The sequence below is a fragment of the Leisingera sp. G5_S3_59_S7 genome, from assembly GCF_054968485.1.
This window is the reverse complement of record NZ_JBQKUH010000063.1, coordinates 1-24917: the sequence shown is the minus strand read 5'-3', so window position 1 is coordinate 24917 and position 24917 is coordinate 1. Positions and strand designations below refer to the sequence as shown.

Below are 24917 nucleotides of genomic sequence, written 5' to 3'. Positions count from 1 at the left end.
CGCCGCCGTAACTTCCAGGTCAGACCTTTACGGGCTGCGCAAGCTCCAGCAGCTGATCCAGATCCATATAGCGCTCCAGATGCTCTGCCAGCGCGTCCAGCGTCTCCTCGACGCCGTCCTCATAGCCCGCCTGGCTCTCATGCCCCAGTCCGGCCAGCACGCTGGCGCGGAAGGCGTCCGAGGAAAACAGCCCGTGCAGATAAGAGCCCTTCACTCGCCCGTCGGCCGAGGCCGCGCCTTCGGCCCGCCCGTCAATGTCCAGCCAGGCACGGGCGCAGTCGGCGCCCTCGGTGCGGCCCATGTGAATCTCATAGCCGCTCACCGGCAGGTTGCCGTTGCGGGTCACCGCCTCGGTCAGCGTCACCCGCTTTTCGCCTGCCATCACCGTGTGCACATCCAACAGGCCCAGGCCGTCCACCTTGCCGGGCCGCCCGTCGACGCCCTCGGGGTCGTCGATGGTCTTGCCCAGCATCTGGTAGCCGCCGCACAGGCCCAGCACATGTCCGCCCCGGCGGTAGTGCGCCAGAATGTCGATGTCCCAGCCCTGGCGGCGCAGGCAGGCCAGGTCGCCAATGGTCGACTTGCTGCCGGGCAGGATCACCAGATCCGCATCGCCAGGCAGGGCGCGGCCCGGCGGCACGATTTCCACCGTCACCGCAGGCTCTGCGGCCAGCGGGTCCAGATCGTCGAAATTCGCCATCCGCTCCAGCTGCGGCACCACCACCTTGCAGGCGCCGCCCTGGCGCGAGGCGATGTCCATCATGTCCTCGGCCGGCAGCTTCCAGGCATCCCAGAACCAGGGCACCACGCCCAAGGACGGCCAGCCGGTGCGCGCGGCAATATCGTCCCGCCCGCCGTCAAACAGGCTCAGGTCGCCGCGGAACCGGTTCACCATGAACCCAACAACCCGCTCCAAGTCCTGCGGCTCCAGCACCGCATGGGTGCCGACGATCTGCGCAATCACCCCGCCGCGGTGGATGTCGCCGGCAATCACCACCGGAACCCCTGCGGCGCAGGCAAAGCCCATATTGGCAATGTCGTTCTTGCGCAGGTTGGTCTCGGCGGGGGAGCCTGCGCCCTCGATCAGCACCAGATCCGCGTCCGCCGCCAGCCGGTGGAAGCTCTCCAGCGCCGCCTCCAGGAGGCCGGATTTATCGCGCATGAACGACCCGGCGCCTTGGGTGCCGCGGCGCTTGCCCTGCACGATCACCTGGGCGCCGGTGTCGGTCTCGGGTTTCAGCAGCACCGGGTTCATGTCGGTATGCGGCGGGCGCATCGCCGCGCGCGCCTGCAAGGCTTGCGCACGGCCGATCTCGCCGCCCTCTGGGGTGACGGCGGCATTGTTGGACATGTTCTGCGGCTTGAACGGCGCCACCCTCAGCCCGCGCCGCACATAGGCACGCGCCAGCCCCGCCACGATGAGCGACTTGCCGACATTGCTGCCGGTGCCCTGGATCATGATCGAACGCGCCCGTGTCATCCTGTTGCCCACTCCCTGCCTGCGCCCCGTATGTCACGGGCCTGCATAGCAGCTTAGGCGGCGCCGTCCATGCCCGCTGTGCCGGAACCGTCCCGCGGCTGCTGCCGCGCGACAGGCTGACCCAACGGAAAGCCCGGGTGCGCAAAAGAAAAACGCGCCCCTGAAGGGCGCGCTTTTCAGCAATGCGAAGCAGGAGCCTTAGGCGGCTTCTGCCTGCGCAGCGTTGCGGCGTTCGCTTTCTTCACGCGACAGCGCAACCGAGGTCCGCACACCGCGGCCCACGAAGTCCATCAGGCCTTCCACAACCCGTTCGTTCGGGTCGATACCGGCGCAGGACAGCACTTCGCGGCCATCGCGCGAGCGCGCCCAGCGGGCGATTTGTTCCGGGCCATTGCCGTACTTCTTGTCGTCGGCGATGGCATCATCCAGTGCGGCCAGGACAACGGCTGCAAACAGTTTGCGGGCGCGGTTGCCTTGCTCGTTGTTATAAGCGGTGCCGTCTACGAAATCTCGCATCTCGTATCCCTTGTTGTTCTTGCTATTGCAATTTTCGGCGTAGCGCTGCTTATGGCGGAATTGTGACGATTCGGATAGGGCGCAGATGCATAGCTTTCATGCAAATTGCGCATACCTTATTCACTCATCTTCCATACCATATCCTTGTCTTGCCAGCGATCAGCCCGCCAGATATAGGGTCTTGCAAATTATCATCAACCATCTGAAAGGCATTTTCCCATGCCCAAGATCAACGGCAATGAAATCCGCCCCGGCAACGTCCTGGAACATAATGGCGGCCTTTGGGCAGCGGTTAAGGTCGATCACGTGAAACCCGGCAAGGGCGGCGCCTTTGCCCAGGTCGAGATGCGCAACCTGCGCAACGGCTCCAAGCTGAACGAGCGCTTCCGCTCGGCGGACAAGGTGGAACGCGTCCGCCTGGAGCAGAAGGACCAGCAGTTCCTTTACGAAAGCGACGGCATGCTGGTGTTCATGGACGCCGAAACCTATGAGCAGATCGAACTGCCCGCGGAGCTTCTGGGCGACCGCCGCCCGTTCCTGCAGGACGGCATGACCATCGTGGTGGAGTTCTACGAGTCCGAGGCGCTGAACGCGACCCTGCCGCAGAAAGTCACCTGCAAGATCGTCGAGACCGAGCCGGTTGTCAAAGGCCAGACCGCGGCGAACTCCTTTAAGCCCGCGATCCTGGACAATGGCGTCAAGGTCATGGTGCCGCCCTTCGTCGGCCAGGACGAGATGATCGTGGTGAACACCGAAACCATGGAATATTCCGAGCGCGCCTGATCCAGGCCGCGCCCCGGAAGCAGAAAGCCGCCCTCCCTCGGGGGCGGCTTTTTCTTTGCCCGCGGGGCCGCTAACCGGATCACCCGGCCGGCAGCGCCAGGCTGAACCCGCATTCATCCATCATCTTGCCATAGGCCGCTGTGAACCCGCTGAGCGACGCCTCATAGAGCATGTCGTTGCCCGCCCAGATCTCCACCCAGCTTCCCTGTTTCATCGCCTGCAGCATCGGCAGGTGATCCTCAAACCGCAGCACGCTTTCGGCCTCCGCCAGACCTTCCGCGCTGATCCAGGAGTTGATCCCGGCAGCGATCGAGAACGTCCGGTCGAAATCAAAGATGAAATCCACGGTGCCGCCCTGCTGCATCAGCGTCGGGTAATGGCGCGGCGCGTATTCCAGCACCCGGGCCATCGGAAAGAAATCCGGCGGGCCGGCATCGCCGGAAAACACCTCCAGCGCCAGGACCGGATCGCCGTCGCCGCCGGTCGCCGCGCGGCAGGTCAGGTAACTGTCCTGCCCGGTCTCATGCGGTTCGGTGGCGACGTGCCAGTCCTTGTAGTTCCAATACTCCGCCACGGCGGGGGAGGCCGCCAGGGCGGTCAGGCAAAAAACGGAAACAATCCGCATCAGTACATCCTTCTCGGCAATCGGCCGCAGCCGTTTCCCGCGACCGTAGCGCAATCAGATGAACAGAGGCTTGTCAGAAGCCAAGGGACGCCAGCCGGCTGTCCACCATCCCCCGGTAGCCGGCGCCGAACAGCCGCAGGTGCACCAGCGCGGGCCACAGCTGATAGATATGACGGCGCGCCTCATGCCCCGGCTCCAGCTGTCCGTAAGCCTCGTGAAATGCGGCAGGCGGGGCACCGAACAGATGCAGCATCGCCAGATCCGCCTCGCCGTGGCCCCAGTAACAGGCCGGGTCGATCAGATAGGCGCTGCCGCCGCTGAACAGCACATTGCCGGTCCACAAATCGCCATGCAGCAGGGCGGCAGGCGGCGCGGCGGGCAGCAGCTCCGGCAGACGGGCGCACAGCGCCTCAATCCGCAGCCGCAAATCGCGGGGCAGGGCGTCCGGGGCGGCCAGCAGGCGGCGGCCGGCCCAGAACGCCGGCCAGTCCGGCAGCGGCGCGTTGGGGATCGCGACGGCGCCAAAGGCATAGTCTTCCGCCCAGCCGTACTGCGGACCTGTCACCGAATGCAGCTGCCGCAGCGCAGCGCCCAGGGCCTGCCAGCCCGCCGCGCTGGCGGCGGTCTCCTTCAGCGCTTCCATCAGCAGGACATGACCGGCAACGCCCAGCACCTCCGGCGCAGGCACTCCCGCAGCCCGGATCGCGCCCAGCATCGCAGCCTCCGCCGCCACCAGCGGCCCGGTCTTGGCCACCACCCGGCGGCCATCGCTCAAGGACAGAAGCTGCACCTCTGACAGATCACCGCCGTGCAGCGGGCGGGCGCGCGCAACCTTGGCGCCCAGCAGGGACAAAACCGTCTGGTTCAGCCCGCTCACGGCTGCCAGGCGACGCGGGCGTCCCCGGCCTGCATCTCGCCCTTGGCGCGGTCAAACCGCAGGTAGGCGATGCCCTTGCCGCCCGATTGGGTGAACAGCGTGCCAACCGGCTTGCCCCCGGCAGTGATCTCAGTCCCCACCGGCGCGCTGCCCTCGACCTCGACCGTGCGGAAGCCCTTGCGCAGCTCGGTCTTGTGCTTCATCCGCGCGGTCACCTCCTGGCCGACATAGCAGCCCTTGCGGAAGTCCACCCCGTTCAAATCCTCGAACCCGGCCTCCAGGATATAGCTGTCCGGCCCCAGCTCAACGCCGGTTTCCGGAATGCAGTGGGCGACCCGGATCGCGTCCCAATCGCTGCCGTCATCGCCGCCTTCAGTGCCATACAGCCGCCAGCCCATCGCCGGGTGGCGCGGATCGGCCAGCGCGCCCTCCGGAGCCGCCCCGGTGCCGCGCCTGACCTGCAGCTCCGTCATCTCCACCTGCACATCGGCGCGCAGCCGGTACATGTTCAGCCGCTTCAAGAGGCCTTCGGCCAGCGACGCCTCCACGTCCAAGAGCACCGCATCGCCATCGGCGGCCAGAAAGAAATCCGCGATGTACTTGCCCTGCGGCGTCAGCAGCGCGGCATAGACCAGGCCATCGCCCAACCGGTCGACGTTGTTGGTGACAAGCCCTTGCAGGAAGCTCTTGGCGTCGCTGCCGCTCAGGCGCAGGATACGGCGGTCGCTCATGTGTTTTCTCCTGTGTGCCTCTGGGGGCGTTTCACTGCTTGGCCCAGTGATATAGGAAGCAGGGCGGAAGAAAACAGCAAATCCGCAGAGGAAGCCCTCCATGCCCGCGCCGGTCAGCATCGTGATCCCGACCCTCAACGCCGCAGAGGAGCTGCCAGCCTGCCTGGAGCATCTGATGGAGGGGCTGGGCGCCGGCCTGATCCGCGAGCTGGTGATCACCGACGGCGGCTCCGCGGATGAAACCCGCGCCATCGCCCAGGCCGCAGGCGCCGAATGGATCACGGGCGCGCCGTCGCGCGGCGGCCAGCTGCGCCGCGGCTGTGCGGCGGCCAGGGGGGAGTGGCTGCTGGTGCTGCATGCCGACACCCGTCTGGAGCCGGGCTGGGCCGCCGCAGCGGCGCAGCATTTGCGGGAGGGGCAGGGCAGGCCTGCCTATTTCCGGCTGCGGTTCCGGGCCCGCGGGCTGATGCCCGCCTGGGTCGCGGGCTGGGCCAACCTGCGCGCCCGCCTGTTCGGGCTGCCCTATGGCGACCAGGGTCTGCTGCTCCGCCGCGAGGAATACGAAGCCGCGGGCGGCTACCCCGATCAGCCGCTGATGGAGGACGTGTCGCTGGTGCGCCGTCTCAAGGGGCTGACCGCCTTGCCGTCAGCGGCGCTGACCAGCGCCGCGCGCTATCAGCGGGCCGGCTGGCTGCGGCGCGGGGCCAGGAACCTGTGGACGCTGGCGTGTTACTTTCTGGGGCGGGACACGCACAAACTGGCGGCTTCTTACAAGAAGTAGAAGAGAGGGCATCGCCCGTCCGCGGGCGGAAGCGAAGCGCCCGCCCATGGGGGCGGACGGGCGCTGCCCGGCCTTTCGGCCAGGCGGAACAGGTCATGATGACTACCCGAACACCTTGCGCGCAAAGCGGCGGAACCAGCGTTCCTTGCCGTTGTTCGCCGCGCCCTCCGGAACCTGCTCCGCCTGGGCGGCGATGCTGGAGGTGTCCACCACCGTCTTGCCGTCCTGGAATTGCAGCCGGTAGAGGTCGGCATAGATGCCGCCGCGCGCCAGCAGCTCGTCATGGCTGCCCTGATCCACAACCTGGCCGCGGTCCATCACCACGATCTTGTCGGCGTTGCGGATGGTCGACAGCCGATGCGCGATCACCAGCGTCGTGCGCCCGCCCGCCAGCTTGTCCAGCGCCTGCTGCACCACCTTCTCCGACTGCGCATCCAGGGCCGAGGTCGCCTCGTCCAGCAGCAGCACCGGCGTGTTGCGCAGCAGCGCCCGCGCGATCACCACCCGCTGCCGCTGGCCGCCCGACAGGGCAGAGCCGCGCGGGCCCACGCGGGTTTCCAGGCCATGCTCCAGCTTGGGCAGGAAATCCGCCACATGCGAGGCGTCCAGCGCCGCCTGCAGCTCCTCATCGCTCACATCGGTGCGCCCCAGCACGATGTTTTCACGCAAGGTTTCGTCAAACAGCATCGCGTCCTGCGTCACCACCGAAAACAGGCTGCGCAGATCCGCGGTGTTCAGATCGGTGACCTCAACCCCGCCGACGGTAACAGACCCCGTCTGCGGATCGACCATCCGGGTCAGCAGGTTGAAGATCGTCGATTTGCCCGCGCCCGAGGCGCCCACCAGCGCAGTGGTCTTGCCCGCTTCGGCCTCCAGCGCCAGCCCGTTCAGGATCCTGGCATCGCCATAGGCCAGGCCGACGCCTTCCAGCTTGATTTCCGGCAGCCCCTCCGGCGCCGGCTTCGGCGCGGCAGGCTCGCTCAGCAGGATCGGCGCATCCAGCAGCTCCTTGATGCGCTCCAGCGCCGCCGCCGCGCCCTGCCACACGCCCGAGATATTGGCCAGCCGCCGCATCGGTTCAAACGACAGGCCGATCGAGGTGAAAAAGCTCATGAATTGGCCGACGGTCTTTTCCCCGGCAATGATCTCATTGCCGCCATACAGCAGCACCGCCATAAAGCCGACACCGGCCATGATGTCGGTCATCCCGGAGATCGAGGAGGTGCCAAAGGCCGCCTTCACCTCGGAGCGGACAAATTCGTCCTGGCGTTCGCCGAACCGGCGGGCCTGATACTCCTCCAGACGGTTCAGCTTGACGGGCACGATGCCGTGGAAAATCTCGTCCAGCCGGGTCGCCAGATCAGCCCCCAGATCCCGCGCCCGCGACGCCTTCTTGCGCACATAGCGCTGGATCGAGGCGATCGGCAGCAGCAGCACCGGCACCCCGATCAGCAGGATCAGGGTCCAGCGCCAGTCGATGCTGAAGGCCACGCCCAGCACCGCCACCAGCGCCACCAGATCGCGCCCCGCGCCGGTGATCACCGCCTGCCAGACCGCGTTGATCGCATTGACGTCCGATTGCACCCGCTGGATCAGCAGCCCCGGCGGGTGCTGCTGGTGAAATGCCGGGTCCTGGCGGATCAGGCGCGCCAGCATGTCCTTGCGCAGATGCGCGGCAGAGGTTTGCGATACCTTGCTCAGCAGCACCTTCTGGGTGACGCTGGACACGCCCCGCAGGGTGAAGATCGCCAGAAACGCCAAACTGACCCAGACCAGCGCGTCGGAGTTGCCCGCGACAAACACCAGGTCGAACATCGGCTGCATCATATAGCCGAGCGCGCCCATGGTGGCGCCTTCCACCAGCATAAAGATCACGGCGACGCCCAGCAGCCCGATGTAATGACGCAGGTATCCGCGCCACAGCCAGCCGAACAGCTCCTTCGAGGACTTGTGCGGTTTCTGACTCATTGCAGCGATTTCCGGCAGGAAATTCGTGTCATTGCGGGCCTTTCCCTGTCGTTCCTGCGCCATTTAAGCAGGTGGGCAGCAGGGCGCAAGCAATTCGCCGTGACGCAGCGCTCTGCGGAATTGACCCGGCGCGCCGTGCGGCTAGTGTGGCAGGACAGATCAACCGCGGCGGGCAGGGGTGTCTTCCGCGCTGCAGGGAACACCTAAGATGAACGGATCAGTGAACGTGTCGGCAGGCCGGTCTTACCTGGCCATCCCCGGGCCTTCGGTCATTCCGGACCAGGTGCTGCAGGCGATGCACCGGGCCTCTCCCAATATCTACGCGGGCGAGCTGGTGGAGATGACCGCCACCCTGATCCCCGATCTGCGCCGGGTGGCGCGCACGCAGCATGAGGTTGCGATTTACATCGCCAACGGCCACGGCGCCTGGGAGGCCGCGCTGCAGAACACCCTGCAGCCGGGCGACAGGGTGCTGGTGCCCTCCTCAGGCCGGTTCGGCATCGGCTGGGCGGAAATGGCCCAGGGGCTGGGCGTCGAGACGGACATCCTGGACTTCGGAAATCACGCGCCCTGGGACATGGACCGGATCGCGGCAGCGCTGGCCGCAGACACCGGCCACCGCATCAAGGCGGTGCTGGCGGTGCATGCCGACACCTCCAGCTCGATCCGCAACGACGTCGCCGCCCTGCGCCGGGCGCTGGACGCCGCGGGCCACCCGGCGCTTTTGATGGCCGATTGCATCGCCTCGCTCGGCTGCGACCGGTTCGAGATGGACGGCTGGGGCGTCGATGTCATGGTCACTGCCTGCCAGAAGGGGCTGATGGTGCCTGCGGGCCTGGGCATAGTGTTCTTCAACGCCCGTGCCGCCGAAGCGCGCCGCGCACTGCCGCGGATCAGCCGCTACTGGGACTGGGAGCCGCGCGCCAACCCGGAGGAGTTCTATCAGTATTTCGGCGGCACCGCGCCCACCCATCACCTCTACGGGCTGCGCGCCGCCCTGGACATGATCCACGCCGAGGGGATGGAGGCGGTCTGGGCCCGCCACGCCCATCTGGCCCGCGCCATCTGGGCCGCTTGCGAGGCCTGGGGCAGGGAGGGCCCGCTGCGGATGAATGTGCCGGACCGCGCCTTGCGCTCCCACGCGGTCACCGCACTGCGGATCGGATCGCCGCTGGGCACTGAGCTGCGGATGTGGCTGGAGCAGAACCTGGGCCTGACCCTGGGCATCGGCCTGGGCATGGCGCCGCCCCGCAGCCCGGACTGGCACGGCTTCTTCCGGCTTGGCCACATGGGCCATGTCAACGGGCATATGATCATGGGCCTCTTGGGCGGTATCGAAACCGGCCTCAGGGCGCTGGACATCCCGCATGGGAAAGGCGCGCTGGCGGCGGCCGCTACCGCGCTGGCGGGCGCTTAGCAGGCAGCCGGTTGCAGGCGCAGGGCGGCGTCACGCCTTCTGAGAGTTCAGCCGGATTTCCAGCCGGGTGATGAAATGGTTGATCAGCACCGCCAGCACCAGCACGGGAACCATCCCGTACATCACCCAGATCACAAAGAAGATCCACATCAGGTTGATCCCGGCAAAAGTGATCGCGGCAGTGAAGAAATCCGGCATGCCGTCCGGCAGTTCGTGGTCACGCATGACTTATCTCCAGGTACTACTGTAAAATGGTAGTACAGGAGTGGTGAATGTCCGGTAAAACCGCCGCGAGTGCTGCGCCGCTGGCGGGATTCAGCCTGCCCCGTGCGCAGCCTCCAGCGCCCGCGGCAGCGCGGCGGCAAAGGCCTCCAGCTCAGCGTCCGGCCCGCAGCTGACGCGGATGCAGCGGTTCTGCGGCGCCGCAAAGGGCATCCGCACAAAAACACCCTGATCCACCAGCGAATCCAGCACCGCCTTGGCAAACGCCCCGTCCCGGCCGCAGTCGATTGCCACGAAGTTGGTGGCCGAGGGCAGGGCGCTCAGGCCGTTTTGCGCGGCAATCTCTGCAATCTTCGCCCGCGCCCCCTCGATCTGCGCCAGCACCTGCGCCAGCCAGTCCTGATCCTGCAGCGCCGCCAGCGCGCCGGCCTGCGCCGCCCGGTTCATCCCGAAATGGTTGCGCACCTTGTTGAAGGCGGCAATCAGTTCCGGATGCCCCAGCGCATAGCCCACCCGCGCCCCGGCCATGCCATAAGCCTTGGAAAAGGTCCGCATCCGGATCACCCGGGGATCATCGGCGCTGACAGGCGCCGCGGTGCCTTCGGGCGCGCATTCCACATAAGCCTCGTCCAGCAGCAGCAGGCAGCCCTCCGGCAGCGTGTCCAGCGCCGCGGCAATGTCTGCGCCCCTGTGCCAGCTGCCCATCGGGTTGTCGGGATTGGCCAGATACACGATCCTGGCGTCTACCTCCGCCGCCCTGGCAAACAGCGCCGCGAAATCCTCGCGGTCGTCCTTGTAGGGCACCGTGTGGATCACCCCGCCAAATCCCGCGACATGGTAATTGAACGTCGGATAGGCCCCCAGCGAGGTCACCACCGCGTCGCCCTGGCCGATCAGCAGCCGCACCAGGCAGCCAAGCAAGCCGTCGATGCCTTCGCCCACCATGATGTTTTCCGGCTGCACCCCGTGATGCGCCGCCAGCGCCAGGCGCAGGTCATGGCTTTGCGCATCGCCGTATTTCCAGATCTCCGCGGCGGCCTGCGCCATCGCCTCCACCGCCCTGGGCGAGGGACCGAAAATGTTTTCATTCGCCCCCAGCCGCGCGGCAAAGGGCGCGCCGCGCTCGCGCTCATGGGTTTCCGGCCCGACAAAGGGCGCGGCGGCGGGCAGGGAGAGGGCAAGCGGGGTGTAGCGGGGGCCAGTCATGGCGGCAGATAACCCCAAGCGGCTGAGCGGGGCAAGGCCTGCCTGCCCCCACGTTGCACTGGAAACAGGTCCGGTTCCGGGGCAGGCTGCCCGGGAAATTTCAGCGGGGAGAAGACCATGGCCAGAGTTACCACCGGCTACAAGGACAACATCGCCTATGTCACGCTTGCCCGTCCGGACAAGCACAACGCGCTGGACGAGGAGATGGTGAACGCGATCATCGCCGCCGGACAGGAAGTGGCCGCCTCGGATGCCCGCGCGGTGGTGCTGTCGGGCTCCGGCAAAAGCTTTTGCGCCGGGCTCGACATGGCCAGCTTCGCCGTGCTGGCGCAGCGCGACCTCGACAGCTATGTGATGGACCGCACCCACCACGACGCCAACGCCTTTCAGGAGGTGGCGATGGTCTGGCGGCGGGTGCCGGTGCCGGTGATTGCCGCAGTGCATGGCGCTTGTTTCGGCGGCGGGCTGCAAATTGCGCTGGGCGCCGATATCCGCGTCGCCCATCCCGATGCGCAGCTGTCGGTGATGGAAATGAAATGGGGGCTGATCCCCGACATGGGCGGCATGGCGCTGCTGCCGCGGCTGGTGCGTTCCGACGTGCTGCGCCGCCTGACCTACACGGCGGAAAAGATCGGCGCGCAGCAGGCGCTGGACTGGGGTCTGGTGACCGAACTGGCCGGCAACCCGCTGTCGCGCGCCAATGAGCTGGCCGCCGCCATCGCTGCGCAAAGCCCCTCAGCAATCCGCGCCGCCAAGCGGCTGATCGCCCAGGCCGAAAGCGGCGCCTCCCAGGCCGAAGTGCTACTGGCCGAAAGCGCCGAACAGCTAGCGCTGATCGGCAAGCCCGACCAGATGGAGGCGGTCACCGCCCAGTTGCAAAAGCGTCCGCCGAACTTCCGCTGAGGGCAGGGCGGCCCGGTGCTGAACGCGGCTCCGGACCGTTTCCTCTTGCCCGGTTGAAACCGTCCTGCCGCCGGGCGGGGCGGCAGCGCCCGGCAAGGGCGTTTTTGCCGAAAAACAGCCTTGAAAACTGCAACGGCGGGTTTTTGCCAAATTTTACGTAAATCCGCCGACGCAAGCGGGAAACCGCCGCCTGCCGGCAGAATAATGCCGCGTAAAACCAGCGGAAAGACCTGTTAACCTTTTGGCAACCTCTGGGCGCAAAACCTGACTTCAAGAGGGCGCAACAGGGGCAGATCCAGCACCTGGCAGACGGACAGCGGGGGACCCGGACGACTGCGCGCACCCTCTGGAACTGCAGTGGAACCGGCCAGGCTGAGACCGCCCTGGGCCGGGCTTCAGAAAGGAGTGAGGCTGATGCATCTGGTGCGTAAGAAGTGGTTTATTTTGTTTGAGAGCGGCGCCTTGCTGTCCCGGACCGGGGACAGGATCACATATTTCTATGACGAGGCCCTGAGCTTCGGCAACCGTGAGGAGGCGCAGCGCTACCTGGCCTCAAACGAAAACCGGGTCAGCTGCACTGGCCTGCGCCCGTCGCTGACCGAAGCGGCGTGAGCGGATGGCTTGCCGCCAGCCGGGCCGCGGAACGGCACGCCGCGGCAGAGGCGCGGATGCCTAGTTCCGCCCGCTGGCTGCTCGCCTTCAGCGGGGTTCTGATCTCGGCCGCGGCGCTGGTGTTCTGGGTCTGGCTCGGCGGCGCCGGCCAGGCGCCGGCAGCGCAGCCCGGCTGGTTCACCCTGGCGGCGCTGCGCTATTTCTGGCTGCCCTTCCTCAGCGGCGCCGGCCTGGTGCTGGCGGTCTGCTGCGCCGGGCGCTCCGGGGTCTGATCTGCCGCCTGACCCCGGGGCGCAGGCCGGTCTGCGGGACCGCCCGCCCGCCTGCACACAAAAAGGGCCGCAGCCTTTGCAGGCGCGGCCCTCATCACATCTGGACGGCGGCTGGATTACAGCGACGCGTCGTAGATCTTAGAGATATTGGCGCCAAGCGCGGCGTCATATTCCTCATCGCTCATCGCCACATTCAGGCCCTCGGTCAGGGCGCGGCTGAAGGAGGCGATCATCTTGGGGTTCTGCGCCAGGCGCGCGCAGGCGTCATCGGTGGTGTAGCCGCCCGACAGCGCCACAACCCGCACCACATTGGCGTGGTCCGCCAGATCGTCATACAGGCCCGGCTTGGCCGGGATGGTCAGCTTCAGCGCCACCTTGGAATCGGACGGCAGGGCGTCCAGCTGCGCCTTGATCTCGGCCTTCAGCAGCTCTTCCGCCTCGGCTTTGGTGGCAGAGTTGATGTCCACTTCCGGCTCGATGATCGGCACCAGGCCGGCCGCAACGATTTGCTGGCCCACTTCGAACTGCTGCGCGACAACCGCCTTGATGCCCTCGGCGTTGGCGTCCTTGATGACCGAACGCATCTTGGTGCCGAAGATGCCCTTGCCGTTGGCGCGCGCCAGCAGCGCGTCCAGCTCCGGCATCGGCTTCATCATCTGCACGCCGTTTTCCTCGTCCGCCAGGCCCTTGTCGACCTTCAGGAAGGGCACCACGCCGCAGTCGTTCCACAGGAACTCGGCGGTCGGCTTGCCTTCGATCTCGCCGTCCATGGTCTTTTCAAACAGGATCGCGCCCAGGATGCGGTCCTGGGTGAAGCTCGGCGAGGTGATGATGCGGGTGCGCATCTTGTGGATCTCGGCGAACATCTCGTCGCCGTTCGAATAGGCGTCCTCGTTCACGCCATAAAGCTTCAGCGCCTTCGGGGTGGAGCCGCCCGACTGGTCCAGCGCGGCGATAAAGCCTTTGCCGTTGGCGATGCGGTCGAGTTGTGCCTGCTGTACGGAAGCGTCTTTGGCCATAATGCCTCACTCTCTTGCGGATGGTGTGATGTCTTGGCGCTGTCTATACCGTGAATTGCGCGGGAAACAACGGGGTGTTGCGCTAACGGAGGAAGGATTTCCGCGCATCGCGCGCCATGTTGCAGCGCATCTCCAGATCCGCAATGCGCGCCATCGCCGCCTTGCGCGCCTGCGGGTCCGTCAGGGCGGCATAGTCCTTGCGCGCCGCGTCCAGTTCCGCCTTCAGCCGGAACTCCTCCGGCACCACACCGGCCTGCGCCATGATCCGCATCCCCGCCGCCATTGCCGGGTCCGCCAGCGCCTCGCCGCTGCGGTCCGGCAGCGGCTTGCCTTCGCCCTCCAGCCCTTGCAGCTGCCCTTCGGCCTGCGCTTTGGCCAGCTGGCGTTCGATCAGGCTGCGGAAGGCGCGGGTCATGCGGAACCTCTCTGCGGTGCGGTGCGGCGCAATCTTACCAGCCGCAGCTCAACCCAGCCAGTCCTTGCGGTTGACGGCGTCATTCAGGGCAATCAGGTCCGCGCGCAGCTCCTCCAGCCCGATCGGCCCGCCCAGGCAGACCCGCACCGCCTCCTGCGGCAGGCCCGTGACGGTGAAGGCATCGCTGGGCATGATGCCGATCTGGCGGCCCGCCATGCGGCCCATCACCTCGGCGCGGCTGGTGCCGCGGGGCAGGGTGAGCCACCGGTTGAAGGCCAGCGGATCGCTGTCCGTGAAGCAGTCTTTCAGCACCTCCCCCGCCAGCGCCTGCCGTTCCGCGGCCGCCTTGCGGATGAATTTCTGGATCGCGGCGGCGGTGCCATCCTCGATCCAGCGGCCCAGCAGCGCCAGGTTCAAGGGCGACACCATCACATGCATCGAGCGCAGCGCCTGGCTGAACTGCCCCAGCACGGCGCGCTGCGGCACCGTGGTATAGGCCAGCCGCAGACCCGCGCCAAAGCACTTGGAGAGGCCGGCAATATGCCAGCCGAGATCGGGGATCAGGCTGCTGACCGCCTGCGGGGCGCCATTGTCCACAAAGCAATAGGCGTCATCCTCGATCAGCGGCAGGTCATGCTTTTGCAGCACCACGGCAATCTCCTGCCGCCGCTTGGCCGGCATGGTCCTGGTGGTCGGGTTCTGCAGCGTCGGGTTCAGGTACAGCGCCGCGGGCCAGTGGCCGGTGATGGCTTTCTCCAGCGCATCCGGCTGGACGCCGTCCTTGTCTCCGGCCAGTCCGATCAGCCGGATGCCCAGCCGCGCCGCGATGGACCGCAGCCCGGGATAGGTCACGTCTTCGCACAGCACGGTTGAGCCCGGCTCGCACAGGACCGTCAGAATCGCATAGATGCTGGCATGGGCGCCCGGCGTGATCACCAGCCGCTCCGGCACGCAGGGCAGGCCGTTGGCCTGCATCCAGTCCGCCGCAGTGGCGCGGTCCTGGGGGCTGCCGGTCACCGACTGGTAGCGCAGCAGCGGCTGCAGGTTGGCGGCGACATGCGCCAAGCCCTTCTGCATCCGCGCCAGCAGTGCCGGATCGTCCGGCTCCGGCGGCATGTTCATTTTCGGGTCTTCTTCCAGCGCCCGGCGCGGATCGGGGCGCCCGGGCAGGGCTTCGGCGGCGCGCACATAGGTGCCGCGGCCGACAAAGCTCTCGATATAGCCGCGCCGCACCGCCTCGGCATAGCCGCGCGACACGGTGGAGAAATCCAGCCCCAGCTCCTGCGCCACCCGCCGTTGCGGCGGCAGCCGGTCGCCGGGTTCCAGCACGCCCGCGTCAATGTCGGATTTGATTGCCTCGGCCAGCTCCAGATAGCGGGGGCGGGCGCCGTCCAGCCGGGCAGGGGTCCATTGTTTCATTGCCGTGTCTCCGAAACGGCATTGTGCCGTGATTGATTGGTTCAATGCAGGAGTGCGGCAATAAATGCAACATGAATGATTGCATATTGATTGCATTCAATCCGGGAATCGCGCTATCAGGCGGCGCAACCCAAGGAGACGCGCGATGACCGGGACCGACGTTTTGCACCAGGACCAGCGGGAGCTGAAGCCTGCGCTTCTGAAGGGGCTGCGGCTGCGCTGCCCGAATTGCGGCGGCGGCAAGCTGCTGCACAGCTATCTCAAGGTGAACGACAGCTGCACCGAATGCGGCCAGGAGCTGCACCATCAGCGCGCCGATGACGGACCGGCCTATCTGACGATCCTGGTGGTCGGCCACATCCTCGGCTTTGCGCTGCACATCGTCTACACCCAGATGCGCCCGGACCCCTGGACGCTGGCGATCATCATGTCGGTGATCACCGTGGGCGCCTCGCTGATCATGCTGCCGCGGATGAAGGGGCTGGTGGTGGCCTATCAATGGGCCAAGCGGATGCACGGTTTCTGAGCGCGCCAGGAGCCAATCAATCAAAAAGCAAAAGGCGGGCCAGCGGCCCGCCTTTTTCTGTTCTCTCCCAGCGCCGCGCAGCGGCGCCGGGCCCAACGGGACGGATCAATCTGCGATTGATCCGGGACGGGCGGGAGAGCCCGGCCTGCCTGGGCGTCAGTTTTCAAACACTGTGCCCCTGCGCTGCTTCATGGCGTTCACACGGCGCTGGAACTCTTTTGCGTCCCTGACTCCCTCCCTCACGATCAAGGCCAGCTTGCGGATCTTCTTTTCCATCTTCCCCTGCAGAAGCTGGGTGAATTCAACGAGTTCCTTCAAGCCGTTCTTTAAATCAGCTTTGTTCGCGTCAATGGCCTTATTCAGCTTTTTCAGCTGTTTCGCTTCCCGGTCGGAAATCGTTTTGGCGAGGCGCTTCTCATCCAGCGGGTCTGAATTTTCCCTGAGCCTGATCAGATTCTGGTTGATTTCAGAGATACGGCCGATGCCGGCATTGGAAAATTTTTTCAAGGCCTCGTGCAGGGCCTCAGCGGATGCCAGTGCTTTCTCTGCATCCTTGGGGTCTCCGACACAGTATCCTTTCACATAGTTTTTCTTGTACTCGTCAAAATCTTTTTGGAACGTGTCGAGCGCACTTCCGACGGCTTTGCCGCTTTTCTTCACCACGCTGTTCCCGGAGGCATTTGCGCATTTGACAAGTGCCCGCCATTCCTTGTTGTAAACCGTTTTGAGGGGGCTTTTAGAGATGGCGATTTCGCTGTCGAATTGCGATTTGAATTTTTGCAGCATTTTTCTGCCCTCGTCCCCGAACATATAGTCGATCGAGTACTTGTATTCCTTGAGAACGGCCTTCTCTTCTTTTCCGACCGACTTCTCGAGGGCGTCCCATGCCTTCACAACGTGTGAAAATTGCTTCTTGCCCTGACCCAGCTCTTTCAGCGCAGTCTCGTATTCTTTCCGCAGCTGTTCGGTGGTTTTCGCCATGTAAATATCCCCCTTACCTTCCGGCCCTCATAGGCAGGCGGAACGGGCCGGTGACTTGTTAACCATAATGCTGAAAGCCTAGAGGGCGCATCCGGCCGCGGTCAACATGGCCGCGGGAAAAGAAAAGGGCGCTGGCTGATGTGCCCGCGCCCTCAGTTCCAATTGCTGTGCTGCTTGTCAGACCAGACGCGAGGCGTCCTTGGCCGCGCGCACGAAACCGTCGAACAGCGGGTGCGGCGCAAAGGGTTTGGATTTCAGCTCCGGGTGGAACTGCACGCCGATGAACCAGGGGTGATCGGACCATTCCACGATCTCCGGCAGGCGGCCGTCCGGCGACATGCCCGAGAATTTGAGGCCGCATTCCTCCAGCTGCTCGCGGTACTTGGTGTCGACCTCGTAGCGGTGGCGGTGGCGTTCTTCGATGTGGGTGCTGCCGTAGACCTCGGACACTTTGGAGCCTTCCAGCAGCGTCGCGTCATAGGCGCCCAGGCGCATGGTGCCGCCCTTGTCGTCACCGACTTTGCGCTCGACGGTCATATTGCCCTGCACCCATTCCTTGAGGTGGTAGACAACCGGCTCAAAGCGTTTCTTGCCGGCCTCGTGGTCGAACTCTTCCGACCCCGCTTCGGAGATACCCGCCACGTTGCGCGCGGCTTCGATCACCGCCATTTGCATGCCCAGGCAGATGCCCAGGTAGGGGACCTTGTTTTCACGCGCGTACTGGGCTGCCTTGATCTTGCCCTCGGTGCCGCGTTCGCCAAAGCCGCCGGGCACCAGGATCGCGTGGAAGCCCTGCAGGTGCGGGGCGGCGTCTTCCTTGTCGAAGAGTTCCGCGTCGACCCATTCGATCTTGACCTTCACCCGGTTCGACATGCCGCCGTGGGTGAGGGCTTCGGCGATGGATTTATAGGCGTCTTCCAGCTGAGTGTATTTGCCGACGATGGCCACCCGCACTTCGCCCTCGGGGTTGTAGATGCGGTCGGCCACATCTTCCCAGCGCTCCAGGTTCGGCTTGGGGGCGGGGGCGATGCCGAAGGCATCCAGAACCGCCTGGTCCAGACCTTCGCGGTGATAGGCCAGCGGCGCCTCGTAGATGGATTTCAGGTCCTGCGCGGCAATCACCGAATCCGGGCGCACGTTGCAGAACAGCGCCAGCTTTTCGCGCTCTTTCTTCGGGATCGGGCCCTCAGAACGGCAGACCAGGATGTCCGGCGCCAGGCCGATGGAGCGCAGCTCCTTCACGGAGTGCTGGGTCGGCTTGGTCTTCAGCTCGCCGGAGGCCTTGATGTAGGGCAGCAGGGTCAGGTGCATGAAGATGCATTCGCCGCGCGGCTTGTCCTGGGCGAACTGGCGGATCGCCTCGAAGAAGGGCAGGCCCTCGATGTCGCCGACGGTGCCGCCGATCTCACACAGCATGAAGTCGACCTCATCCTCGCCGATGGAGATGAAGTCCTTGATCTCGTTGGTGACGTGCGGAATGACCTGAATGGTCTTGCCGAGGTAGTCGCCGCGGCGCTCCTTCTCCAGCACGTTGGTGTAGATCCGGCCCGACGAGATCGAGTCGGTCTTGCGGGCGGGAACCCCGGTGAACCGCTCATAGTGGCCGAGGTCCAGGTCGGTCTCGGCGCCGTCGTCGGTGACGAACACCTCGCCGTGCTCGAACGGGCTCATGGTGCCCGGGTCGACGTTCAGATAGGGGTCCAGCTTGCGCAGGCGGACGGAGTATCCGCGGGCCTGCAGAAGCGCCCCCAGAGCCGCCGAAGCCAGGCCTTTGCCCAGGGATGAAACAACACCGCCAGTGATAAAGATGAAACGCGCCATGAGTGTTCGGCTGCCCCCGTGAGAAGTCAGAATCTAGCTGCCCGGCGGTCCTCGGAATCAGTCCAAAAACCGCAGCATCACGGGACTTCATAAATAAAGGATTCGCACAAAAAGCGCAAGGGAACCGCAAGATGCTGTTGCGGCTCCTAAAACCCTCTCAAGGTGTAGTAGGTTAGTCGGCGCTGGGAACCAGCGGCGCGTTGTCGCCTTCGCTGGGCGGCAGCAGGTCGCTGCCCAGCGGTGCCGGCACCGCCGGGGCGCCGCCGTCTTCGGTTTGCGGAGCTGCCAGCCGGTCGGTGACCGAGGAACCCGCGGATTTCTGCGCTGCCATGATGGTCAGGGTGATCGAGGTGCAGATGAAGGCAATCGCCAGCAGCCAGGTCACCTTGCCGAGCGCGGTGGCTGCTGCACGGCCCGAGATGGCGCCGCCGCCGCCGCCGCCCATGCCCAGACCGCCGCCTTCGGAGCGCTGCAGCAGCACCACGGCAATGAGGCCGAGAGCCAGAAGAAGATGGATGATGAGAACAACGTTTTCCATGGGTCCCTGCGGCGGTTGGCTGAGTATCGGGCGGTAAATAGGCAAGATTGCCCGGGGGGGCAAGGGCGGAGTTTGCCTGACGCCGGGCAGCACATGTGACGTGCAGTCAGAGGCCGCTGTGCCGGTGCTTTGTGACTGGACGCAGGGGGTTGGGGCAGGGCAGAGTTTTTTCATGCCCCATGATCATCACGACCACCCGCACGCCCTTCTGCCGCCGGACCCTGCTTTGCGGGTCAAGGCGCTGGAAACGATTCTTGTACAGAAAGGCCTGATCGACCCCGCCGCGCTGGAGGAGATCATCGACACCTACCAGAACCGGATCGGCCCGCAGAACGGCGCCCGGGTGGTGGCCAAGGCCTGGAGCGATCCGGAGTTCAAGGCGGCGCTCTTGGCGGATGCCGATCCGGTGCTGGCGGAGCTGGGCTATTACGGCCGCCAGGGCGAGCATATGGTGGTGGCGGAGAACACCGCCGCACAGCACAATATGGTCGTGTGCACCCTCTGCAGCTGCTACCCGTGGCCATTGCTGGGCATTCCGCCGGGCTGGTACAAATCCGACTCCTACCGCGCCCGCGCGGTGCGCGAGCCGCGCAAGGTGCTGGCGGAGTTTGGTGTGGCCTTGCCGGAAGAGACCGCTGTGCGGGTCTGGGATTCGACGGCGGAGGTCCGCTATCTGGTGCTGCCGATGCGCCCTGAGGGCACAGAGGGGATGAGCGAGGAGAACCTGGCGGCGCTGGTCACCCGCGACAGCATGATCGGCACCGGCCTGGCGCGGCAGCCGGGGGAGGCGCCGGCATGACCCGGGTGCATGACATGGGCGGGCGATTCGGCGACGGCCCGGTGGTGCCCGAGGCGGAGGACGCACCGGTCTTTGCCGAGGACTGGCACGCCCGCGCCTTGGCGGTGACGCTGGCCTGCGGCGCGCTGGGGCAGTGGAACATCGACACCTCACGGCACGCCCGCGAACAGCTCTCGCCCAAGGACTACACGCGGTTTTCCTACTATGAGAAATGGATTGCGGCGCTGGCGGATCTCTTGGTGGAGAAGGGCGTGCTGACGCGCGAAGACCTGCAGGGCAAGGGCGCTGCCGGGCTGCATGCGCTGGCGGAGCGGGCCTTGAAGGCGGAGAATGTTGCCAGCGTGCTGGCCAAGGGCGGCCCGGCGGACCGCGCAGGCGGGCCGAAGCCGCGGTTCACGCCGGGGCAGGCGGTACGGGCGCGAATCCCCGCCGACAGCGCGCTGGTGAATGGCGGTCATACAAGGCTGCCGCAGTATGCCGCCGGGGCGCAGGGCTATATCCTGAGGCTGCACGGCACTCATGTGTTCCCCGACAGCAGCGCCCATGGGCTGGGCGAGGCGCCGGAGCCGCTTTATGCGGTGCGGTTTCATGCCAGCGCCTTGTGGGCGCATGCCGAACATCCGGAGGACGAGGTGGTGCTGGACCTGTGGCAGAGCTATCTGGAGCCGCTATGAGGGGATGTCCTGAGGTTGCAGCGCCGGAGCCGGTTTTTGCAGAACCCTGGCACGCGCAGGTCTTTGCGCTGACGGTGCATTTGAATGAGGCCGGGCGGTTCAGCTGGGGGGAGTGGGTGGAGCGGTTTTCCGCGACGCTCAAGCGCCATGGACTGAGCCGGGAGCTGGATGGCGGCGAGGATTACTTCCGCGCCTGGCTGGAGACGCTGGAGGTGTTTTTGGCCGAGGACGGCGCGGCCTCGCGTGCGGAGGCCGAGGTGATGCGCAGCCGCTGGGAGGAGGCGTATCTGAGTACGCCGCATGGCGCGCCGGTGCATCTGCGCGGCTGAGCGCGCGCAGGTTTGGCCGCCGGGGCCTGGGCGGCCTGGGCGGTTTCTTTTTGCCGTTTCTGTTTTTTCGTTCGCTTCGCGCCGTTTAGCGCAATGTCCCATTTAAGGGGGCGGCGCCGCCGGGTGGAGGTGGACAGACCCCGCGGGGGGCCTGCTCGGACAGGATATCCTGGACGACCCCCTTTTTATCAGGGCCGTTCTCCGGGTGTTGCGCAGGCAGCCACACAGATGCCTGCGCCTCGTATCATGGCCCCGCGCGCGGGAACCATGGCTGGGGGATCGCGATCGTCTGGGAGCATGGCATAGGGGCATGAGGGTCGCGTGAACGGGGCGTGCGGCGGGTGCGCAACACATGGCAGGTGAGCCAGATGATCAGGGCGGGCGCTTGCCCGCGGGGTGGCGCTGCAACGGCTGTGCATGGCAATTTATCCCTGCAAAGTCCGTACGGGTTATCAGCGGCACGCTGCCCTCTCCAGAGCGCCAGCGTCGTGCTGCAAGCACACCCCCGGCATGACGGGGCGGGCAGGCGCTCGCCCGGCGCCTGCGGCTTGATTCCGGGCGGGGAAGGCAAAGTACCCCGTGAATAAGCGCCTGCCGCGGCGAATTTGCGGTTCCACTGCCTGCGCAGCATCGCTATATGAGCGTGGGTTTGAACCAGACTGTAAAGGACCGGATATGGCCAATGTCGTCGTAGTCGGCGCCCAGTGGGGCGACGAAGGGAAAGGCAAGATCGTGGACTGGCTGAGCGAGCGTGCAGACGTGATCGCCCGCTTCCAGGGCGGCCATAACGCCGGCCACACGCTGGTCATTGACGGCAAGGTCTACAAGCTGCACGCGCTGCCCTCGGGCGTGGTGCGCGGCGGCAAGCTGTCGGTCATCGGCAATGGCGTGGTGCTGGACCCCTGGCATCTGATGAAGGAAATCGCGACCGTTCAGGAGCAGGGCGTGGAGATCACCCCGGAAACCCTGATGATCGCCGAAAACACGCCGCTGATCCTGCCGCTGCATGGCGAGCTGGACCGGGCGCGCGAAGAGGCGGCCTCCAAGGGCACCAAGATCGGCACCACAGGCCGCGGCATCGGCCCGGCATATGAGGACAAGGTGGGCCGCCGTGCGATCCGCGTTGCCGACCTGGCGGATGAGGCCACGCTGGAAGCCCGCGTCGACCGCGCGCTGCAGCACCATGACCCGCTGCGCAAGGGCCTGGGCGTCGACCCGGTGGACCGCGACGCTCTGATTGAACAGCTGAAAAAGATCGCCCCGCAGATCCTGCCGTTTGCGGCGCCGGTCTGGAAGGTGCTGAACGAGAAGCGCAAGGCGGGCAAGCGGATCCTGTTCGAAGGCGCGCAAGGCGCTCTGCTGGACATTGATTTCGGCACCTATCCCTTTGTCACGTCCTCGAACGTGATTGCGGGCCAGGCGGCCACCGGTGTCGGCATCGGCCCGGGCTCGATCGACTATGTGCTGGGCATCGTGAAGGCCTATACCACCCGTGTGGGCGAGGGCCCGTTCCCGACTGAGCTGCTGGACGCCGAGGGCAACCCGGACGCGGACGGCGAGCGTCTGGGCACCCGCGGCCATGAGTTCGGCACCACCACCGGCCGTCAGCGCCGCTGCGGCTGGTTCGACGCCTGCCTGGTGCGCCAGACCTGCGCCACCTCCGGCATCAACGGTATTTCGCTGACCAAGCTGGATGTGCTGGACGGGTTTGAGACGCTGAAGATCTGCACCGGTTATGAGCTGGACGGCGATCGCCTTGACTACCTGCCGACTGCCGCCGACCAGCAGGCCCGCTGCGTGCCCGTCTATGAGGAAATGCCGGGCTGGAGCGAGTCGACCGAGGGCGCGCGCAGCTGGAACGACCTGCCCGCCAATGCGATCAAATACGTGAAGCGCGTGGAAGAGCTGATCGAATGCCCGGTGGCGCTGCTGTCCACCAGCCCGGAGCGGGACGACACCATCCTGGTGACCGACCCGTTTGCCGACTGATGGCTGACGGCAAGGGCCTGAGCTACAAGGCCCGGCGGCGCTGGGCCCTGGTGATCCTGCTGGTGGGGATGCCGTTGTACATAGTGGCCGCGGTCACGGTGATGAACTGGCTGGACCGCCCGCCGCTGTGGCTTGAGCTGATCGTCTATGTGGCGCTGGGCATCGTCTGGGTGCTGCCGTTCAAATTCGTGTTCCGCGGCGTGGGTCAGGCAGACCCGGACGCCGGTGAAGACCAATAAGTTAGGGGCGCTGCCCCTCAGGTTTGATCGGAAGAGGGGCGCTGCCCCTCTTGGCCTGACGGCCAATTCACCCCGGGATATTTCCGGCCAGATGAAGCTGGATCCGGTTTGCAAAAGAAAAGGCGGCCTTGCGGGGCCGCCTTTTTTGTTTGTGCTGTGCGGGGCTTAGCCCGCGGCGCGTTTTCCGGGCTTGAAGCCGATGTCGCCGGAGGCGGTGAACCGGCCGTTGCCGGAGCGTTCGATTTTGCCGTCGCGCAGGAGCTGGCCGAAGGAGCGCAGCCCGTCTTCGCGGTTGAATTCGCTGCTGCCGGCGCTGCGCACCTTGTTCATCAGCTGCGGGCGCGAGAAGTGGTCGCGGCCCTCGACAAAGCTCATGTAGGCGGCGGCGGCTTCCAGCAGCTCGTGCAGCTCGGCGGCGCCGCGCTCGGCGGCGTAAGCCGCGAAACCGCTGCCGCCGGTTTCCGCTTCCTCGCCCAGAACCGCGGCCGAAACCCGGCGCGGGCGCACCGGCTGATCGGCGGCTGCGCCCTGGTCGATGCGCTGGGCTGCCACCAGTTTCAGCGGTGCCGGGCGGGACGCCGGGGCGGGCGGGCGCTCGGCGCCGGCGTGGCGGGCTTCGGGGCGGCGCGGGCGGACCACGCTGGCCAGATCCTCGCGGTAGGCCTGGGCGTCGTCGCTGCCGCCTGTGCCCCCTGCCGGGCCGGCCTTGGCGGCGGCAACGGCGGCGCGCAGGTGGCTGTAAGCCTCGCGCGAGGAGGCTGATTCGGGTTCTTCGAGCTTGGCGTCGGCGGCGGCCATCAGGCGGCTGACATCGCTGTCCGCCAGGCTTGATCCGGCCGGCTGATCCGCGGCTGCACCGGCCCCGGCGGTGTCAGGGGCGGTGTCATCAGTGCTGTCTTCGCCGGGCAGCTCAGAGGCGGCCAGGATTTCCGCTTCCACCTCGGCCAGCTCGCGCATCAGGTCGGCTTCGTCCTCCTCCGACAGCTCCGCCGGTTCGGGCTGCGGCTGCGGGCGGCTGCCGGTGTCCTGCAGGCGGCCGGAGGCGAGGGCCTTGTCGAAATCGGTGCGCTTGACCTTGGTGATGCGCACGCGCGGCGCGGGCGCGGGTTCGGGAGCGGGGGCCTGAGCGGCGTCTTCCTCTGCTGCCGGGCTGCGGGCTGCTGCGTCCTCGCTGCGGTCCGCTGCGGCACTGTCTTGCAAATCCGCAAACAGGCTGCCGTCAGAGCCGTCGTCGGCGCCGCCGGCGCTTGCCTCTGCGGTGGTCTCCGGCTGTTGCGCCGCTGCGCGGCCCAAGTCCAGGCGGTCCAGCGTTCTGGCGATCTCGTCGTCGCCCTCGTCATCGAAATCCGGTGCGCCGGTGCCGTCGTCCTCCATCAGCGCGCTGGTGATTTCCTCGGCGGCGTTTTCCAGCACGTCGTCGGCGTGCTCATCTTCGCTGAAGTCTTCTTCGGGTGCCTGGGCCACCACCGCGCGGATGCGCTGCAGCTTGGCGGCGATGCTGTCGGCGGCGGGCACGCTGTCCTCTTCTTCCGCTTCTTCCATACGCGGGGCGGGTTCGTCGGCCTGTTCTTCGGCTTCGGCTGCCTGCGGGGTGCTGGCGTCCTCTTCCGCGGCGGCCTCGTTGACTTCCAGCAGCTCGACTGCCGGGGTGTCTTTACGCTCCGTGTCCTGCGTTGCGGCGCTTGCGTTTTCCAGGGCCGCGGCGATGGTTTCTTCGGCTTCGGCTTCGGCTTCGGCTTCGGCTTCGGCTTCGGCTTCGGCTTCGGCTTCGGCTT

General features: G+C 66.2%; 27 protein-coding genes. 12 read left to right on the top strand and 15 right to left on the bottom strand.

The genetic code is table 11. From position 1 onward, the window contains the following. Positions 1–19: 19 nt before the first annotated feature. Together ACTRWG_RS19770 and ACTRWG_RS19765 are read right to left on the bottom strand one after the other, a co-directional pair. On the bottom strand, positions 20–1480 hold the full coding sequence (locus ACTRWG_RS19770; RefSeq protein ID WP_027234767.1) for a cobyric acid synthase: 1461 nt from the start codon (positions 1478–1480) through the stop codon (positions 20–22). A gap of 198 nt (positions 1481–1678) precedes the next feature. Next, the gene (locus tag ACTRWG_RS19765; protein WP_008556013.1) at positions 1679–1996 is read right to left on the bottom strand and encodes a DUF6280 family protein; all 318 of its coding nucleotides are present in this window, start codon (positions 1994–1996) and stop codon (positions 1679–1681) included. 219 nt (positions 1997–2215) lie between these two features. Here ACTRWG_RS19765 and efp point away from each other — a divergent pair, with 219 nt between their 5' ends. Continuing rightward, positions 2216–2779 (top strand): elongation factor P, encoded by a 564-nt coding sequence (efp, locus tag ACTRWG_RS19760; RefSeq protein WP_027234766.1) that lies wholly within the window; start codon positions 2216–2218, stop codon positions 2777–2779. 79 nt (positions 2780–2858) lie between these two features. On the opposite strand, the gene ACTRWG_RS19755 is transcribed toward efp, so the two are convergent. From ACTRWG_RS19755 to ygfZ, 3 genes are all read right to left on the bottom strand, one after another. Then, positions 2859–3404: a hypothetical protein gene (locus ACTRWG_RS19755; protein WP_462829831.1), complete on the bottom strand. Its 546-nt coding sequence runs from the start codon at positions 3402–3404 to the stop codon at positions 2859–2861. Positions 3405–3477: 73 nt separating this feature from the next. After that, positions 3478–4281, bottom strand: a complete 804-nt coding sequence (locus tag ACTRWG_RS19750; RefSeq protein ID WP_027234764.1) for a fructosamine kinase family protein — start codon at positions 4279–4281, stop codon at positions 3478–3480. Further along, the gene (ygfZ, locus tag ACTRWG_RS19745; RefSeq protein WP_027234763.1) at positions 4278–5012 is read right to left on the bottom strand and encodes a CAF17-like 4Fe-4S cluster assembly/insertion protein YgfZ; all 735 of its coding nucleotides are present in this window, start codon (positions 5010–5012) and stop codon (positions 4278–4280) included. The genes ACTRWG_RS19750 and ygfZ overlap by 4 nt, the downstream gene beginning before the upstream one ends. A 100-nt stretch (positions 5013–5112) precedes the next feature. On the opposite strand from ygfZ, the gene ACTRWG_RS19740 reads away from it, so the two are divergent. Next, positions 5113–5793 (top strand): TIGR04283 family arsenosugar biosynthesis glycosyltransferase, encoded by a 681-nt coding sequence (locus ACTRWG_RS19740; RefSeq protein WP_027234762.1) that lies wholly within the window; start codon positions 5113–5115, stop codon positions 5791–5793. Between the two features lie 102 nt (positions 5794–5895). On the opposite strand, the gene ACTRWG_RS19735 is transcribed toward ACTRWG_RS19740, so the two are convergent. Continuing rightward, positions 5896–7761 (bottom strand): ABC transporter ATP-binding protein, encoded by a 1866-nt coding sequence (locus ACTRWG_RS19735; protein WP_027234761.1) that lies wholly within the window; start codon positions 7759–7761, stop codon positions 5896–5898. Between the two features lie 208 nt (positions 7762–7969). Between ACTRWG_RS19735 and ACTRWG_RS19730 the strand changes: the two genes are divergently transcribed. Then, on the top strand, positions 7970–9178 hold the full coding sequence (locus ACTRWG_RS19730; protein WP_462829830.1) for a pyridoxal-phosphate-dependent aminotransferase family protein: 1209 nt from the start codon (positions 7970–7972) through the stop codon (positions 9176–9178). Between the two features lie 30 nt (positions 9179–9208). Here ACTRWG_RS19730 and ACTRWG_RS19725 read toward each other — a convergent pair whose 3' ends face one another. After that, a complete protein-coding gene (locus tag ACTRWG_RS19725) occupies positions 9209–9403 on the bottom strand; it encodes a hypothetical protein (RefSeq protein ID WP_027234759.1) in 195 nt (64 codons plus the stop codon). 90 nt (positions 9404–9493) lie between these two features. Further along, positions 9494–10606, bottom strand: a complete 1113-nt coding sequence (locus ACTRWG_RS19720) for a pyridoxal phosphate-dependent aminotransferase (RefSeq protein WP_462829829.1) — start codon at positions 10604–10606, stop codon at positions 9494–9496. A 117-nt stretch (positions 10607–10723) separates the two neighbouring features. Here ACTRWG_RS19720 and ACTRWG_RS19715 point away from each other — a divergent pair, with 117 nt between their 5' ends. From ACTRWG_RS19715 to ACTRWG_RS19705, 3 genes are all read left to right on the top strand, one after another. Next, positions 10724–11509 (top strand): crotonase/enoyl-CoA hydratase family protein, encoded by a 786-nt coding sequence (locus tag ACTRWG_RS19715; RefSeq protein WP_027234757.1) that lies wholly within the window; start codon positions 10724–10726, stop codon positions 11507–11509. A gap of 414 nt (positions 11510–11923) precedes the next feature. Continuing rightward, on the top strand, positions 11924–12121 hold the full coding sequence (locus tag ACTRWG_RS19710; RefSeq protein ID WP_008555795.1) for a hypothetical protein: 198 nt from the start codon (positions 11924–11926) through the stop codon (positions 12119–12121). Next, on the top strand, positions 12118–12393 hold the full coding sequence (locus ACTRWG_RS19705) for a hypothetical protein (RefSeq protein WP_027234756.1): 276 nt from the start codon (positions 12118–12120) through the stop codon (positions 12391–12393). The genes ACTRWG_RS19710 and ACTRWG_RS19705 overlap by 4 nt, the downstream gene beginning before the upstream one ends. Before the next feature lie 116 nt (positions 12394–12509). On the opposite strand, the gene ACTRWG_RS19700 is transcribed toward ACTRWG_RS19705, so the two are convergent. The 3 genes from ACTRWG_RS19700 to ACTRWG_RS19690 all read right to left on the bottom strand — a co-directional run bounded on the left by ACTRWG_RS19700 (position 12510) and on the right by ACTRWG_RS19690 (position 15246). Further along, positions 12510–13412, bottom strand: coding sequence for a fructose bisphosphate aldolase (locus tag ACTRWG_RS19700; RefSeq protein WP_462829828.1), 903 nt, complete (start codon positions 13410–13412; stop codon positions 12510–12512). An 82-nt stretch (positions 13413–13494) separates the two neighbouring features. Continuing rightward, a complete protein-coding gene (locus ACTRWG_RS19695; RefSeq protein ID WP_259968940.1) occupies positions 13495–13827 on the bottom strand; it encodes a DnaJ family domain-containing protein in 333 nt (110 codons plus the stop codon). Positions 13828–13875: 48 nt separating this feature from the next. Continuing rightward, positions 13876–15246, bottom strand: coding sequence for an aminotransferase-like domain-containing protein (locus ACTRWG_RS19690; RefSeq protein WP_462829827.1), 1371 nt, complete (start codon positions 15244–15246; stop codon positions 13876–13878). A 145-nt stretch (positions 15247–15391) separates the two neighbouring features. Here ACTRWG_RS19690 and ACTRWG_RS19685 point away from each other — a divergent pair, with 145 nt between their 5' ends. Next, the gene (locus tag ACTRWG_RS19685; protein WP_027234752.1) at positions 15392–15772 is read left to right on the top strand and encodes a DUF983 domain-containing protein; all 381 of its coding nucleotides are present in this window, start codon (positions 15392–15394) and stop codon (positions 15770–15772) included. A gap of 156 nt (positions 15773–15928) precedes the next feature. Here the strand turns inward: ACTRWG_RS19685 and ACTRWG_RS19680 are convergent, their stop codons facing one another. The 3 genes from ACTRWG_RS19680 to secG form a co-directional block, all read right to left on the bottom strand. Then, a complete protein-coding gene (locus ACTRWG_RS19680) occupies positions 15929–16753 on the bottom strand; it encodes a hypothetical protein (RefSeq protein WP_260030773.1) in 825 nt (274 codons plus the stop codon). A gap of 177 nt (positions 16754–16930) precedes the next feature. Then, positions 16931–18574 (bottom strand): CTP synthase, encoded by a 1644-nt coding sequence (locus tag ACTRWG_RS19675; protein WP_027234750.1) that lies wholly within the window; start codon positions 18572–18574, stop codon positions 16931–16933. 172 nt (positions 18575–18746) lie between these two features. Continuing rightward, positions 18747–19112 (bottom strand): preprotein translocase subunit SecG, encoded by a 366-nt coding sequence (gene secG / locus ACTRWG_RS19670; RefSeq protein WP_027234749.1) that lies wholly within the window; start codon positions 19110–19112, stop codon positions 18747–18749. Positions 19113–19284: 172 nt separating this feature from the next. Between secG and nthA the strand changes: the two genes are divergently transcribed. The 5 genes from nthA (at position 19285) to ACTRWG_RS19645 (ending at position 23142) form a co-directional block, all read left to right on the top strand. Continuing rightward, positions 19285–19911: a nitrile hydratase subunit alpha gene (gene nthA, locus ACTRWG_RS19665; RefSeq protein WP_027234748.1), complete on the top strand. Its 627-nt coding sequence runs from the start codon at positions 19285–19287 to the stop codon at positions 19909–19911. Further along, complete coding sequence (nthB, locus tag ACTRWG_RS19660; protein ID WP_027234747.1) at positions 19908–20585, top strand: nitrile hydratase subunit beta; 678 nt, start codon at positions 19908–19910, stop codon at positions 20583–20585. Before nthA ends, nthB begins: the two co-directional genes overlap by 4 nt. After that, positions 20582–20914, top strand: a complete 333-nt coding sequence (locus ACTRWG_RS19655) for a nitrile hydratase accessory protein (RefSeq protein ID WP_027234746.1) — start codon at positions 20582–20584, stop codon at positions 20912–20914. The genes nthB and ACTRWG_RS19655 overlap by 4 nt, the downstream gene beginning before the upstream one ends. Positions 20915–21589: 675 nt before the next feature. Continuing rightward, a complete protein-coding gene (locus ACTRWG_RS19650; protein WP_027234745.1) occupies positions 21590–22903 on the top strand; it encodes an adenylosuccinate synthase in 1314 nt (437 codons plus the stop codon). Further along, a complete protein-coding gene (locus ACTRWG_RS19645) occupies positions 22903–23142 on the top strand; it encodes a DUF2842 domain-containing protein (protein ID WP_027234744.1) in 240 nt (79 codons plus the stop codon). Before ACTRWG_RS19650 ends, ACTRWG_RS19645 begins: the two co-directional genes overlap by 1 nt. 165 nt (positions 23143–23307) lie before the next feature. On the opposite strand, the gene ACTRWG_RS19640 is transcribed toward ACTRWG_RS19645, so the two are convergent. Further along, on the bottom strand, positions 23308–24917 hold a 1610-nt coding region (locus ACTRWG_RS19640; RefSeq protein ID WP_462829826.1), incomplete at its 5' end, for a chemotaxis protein CheA.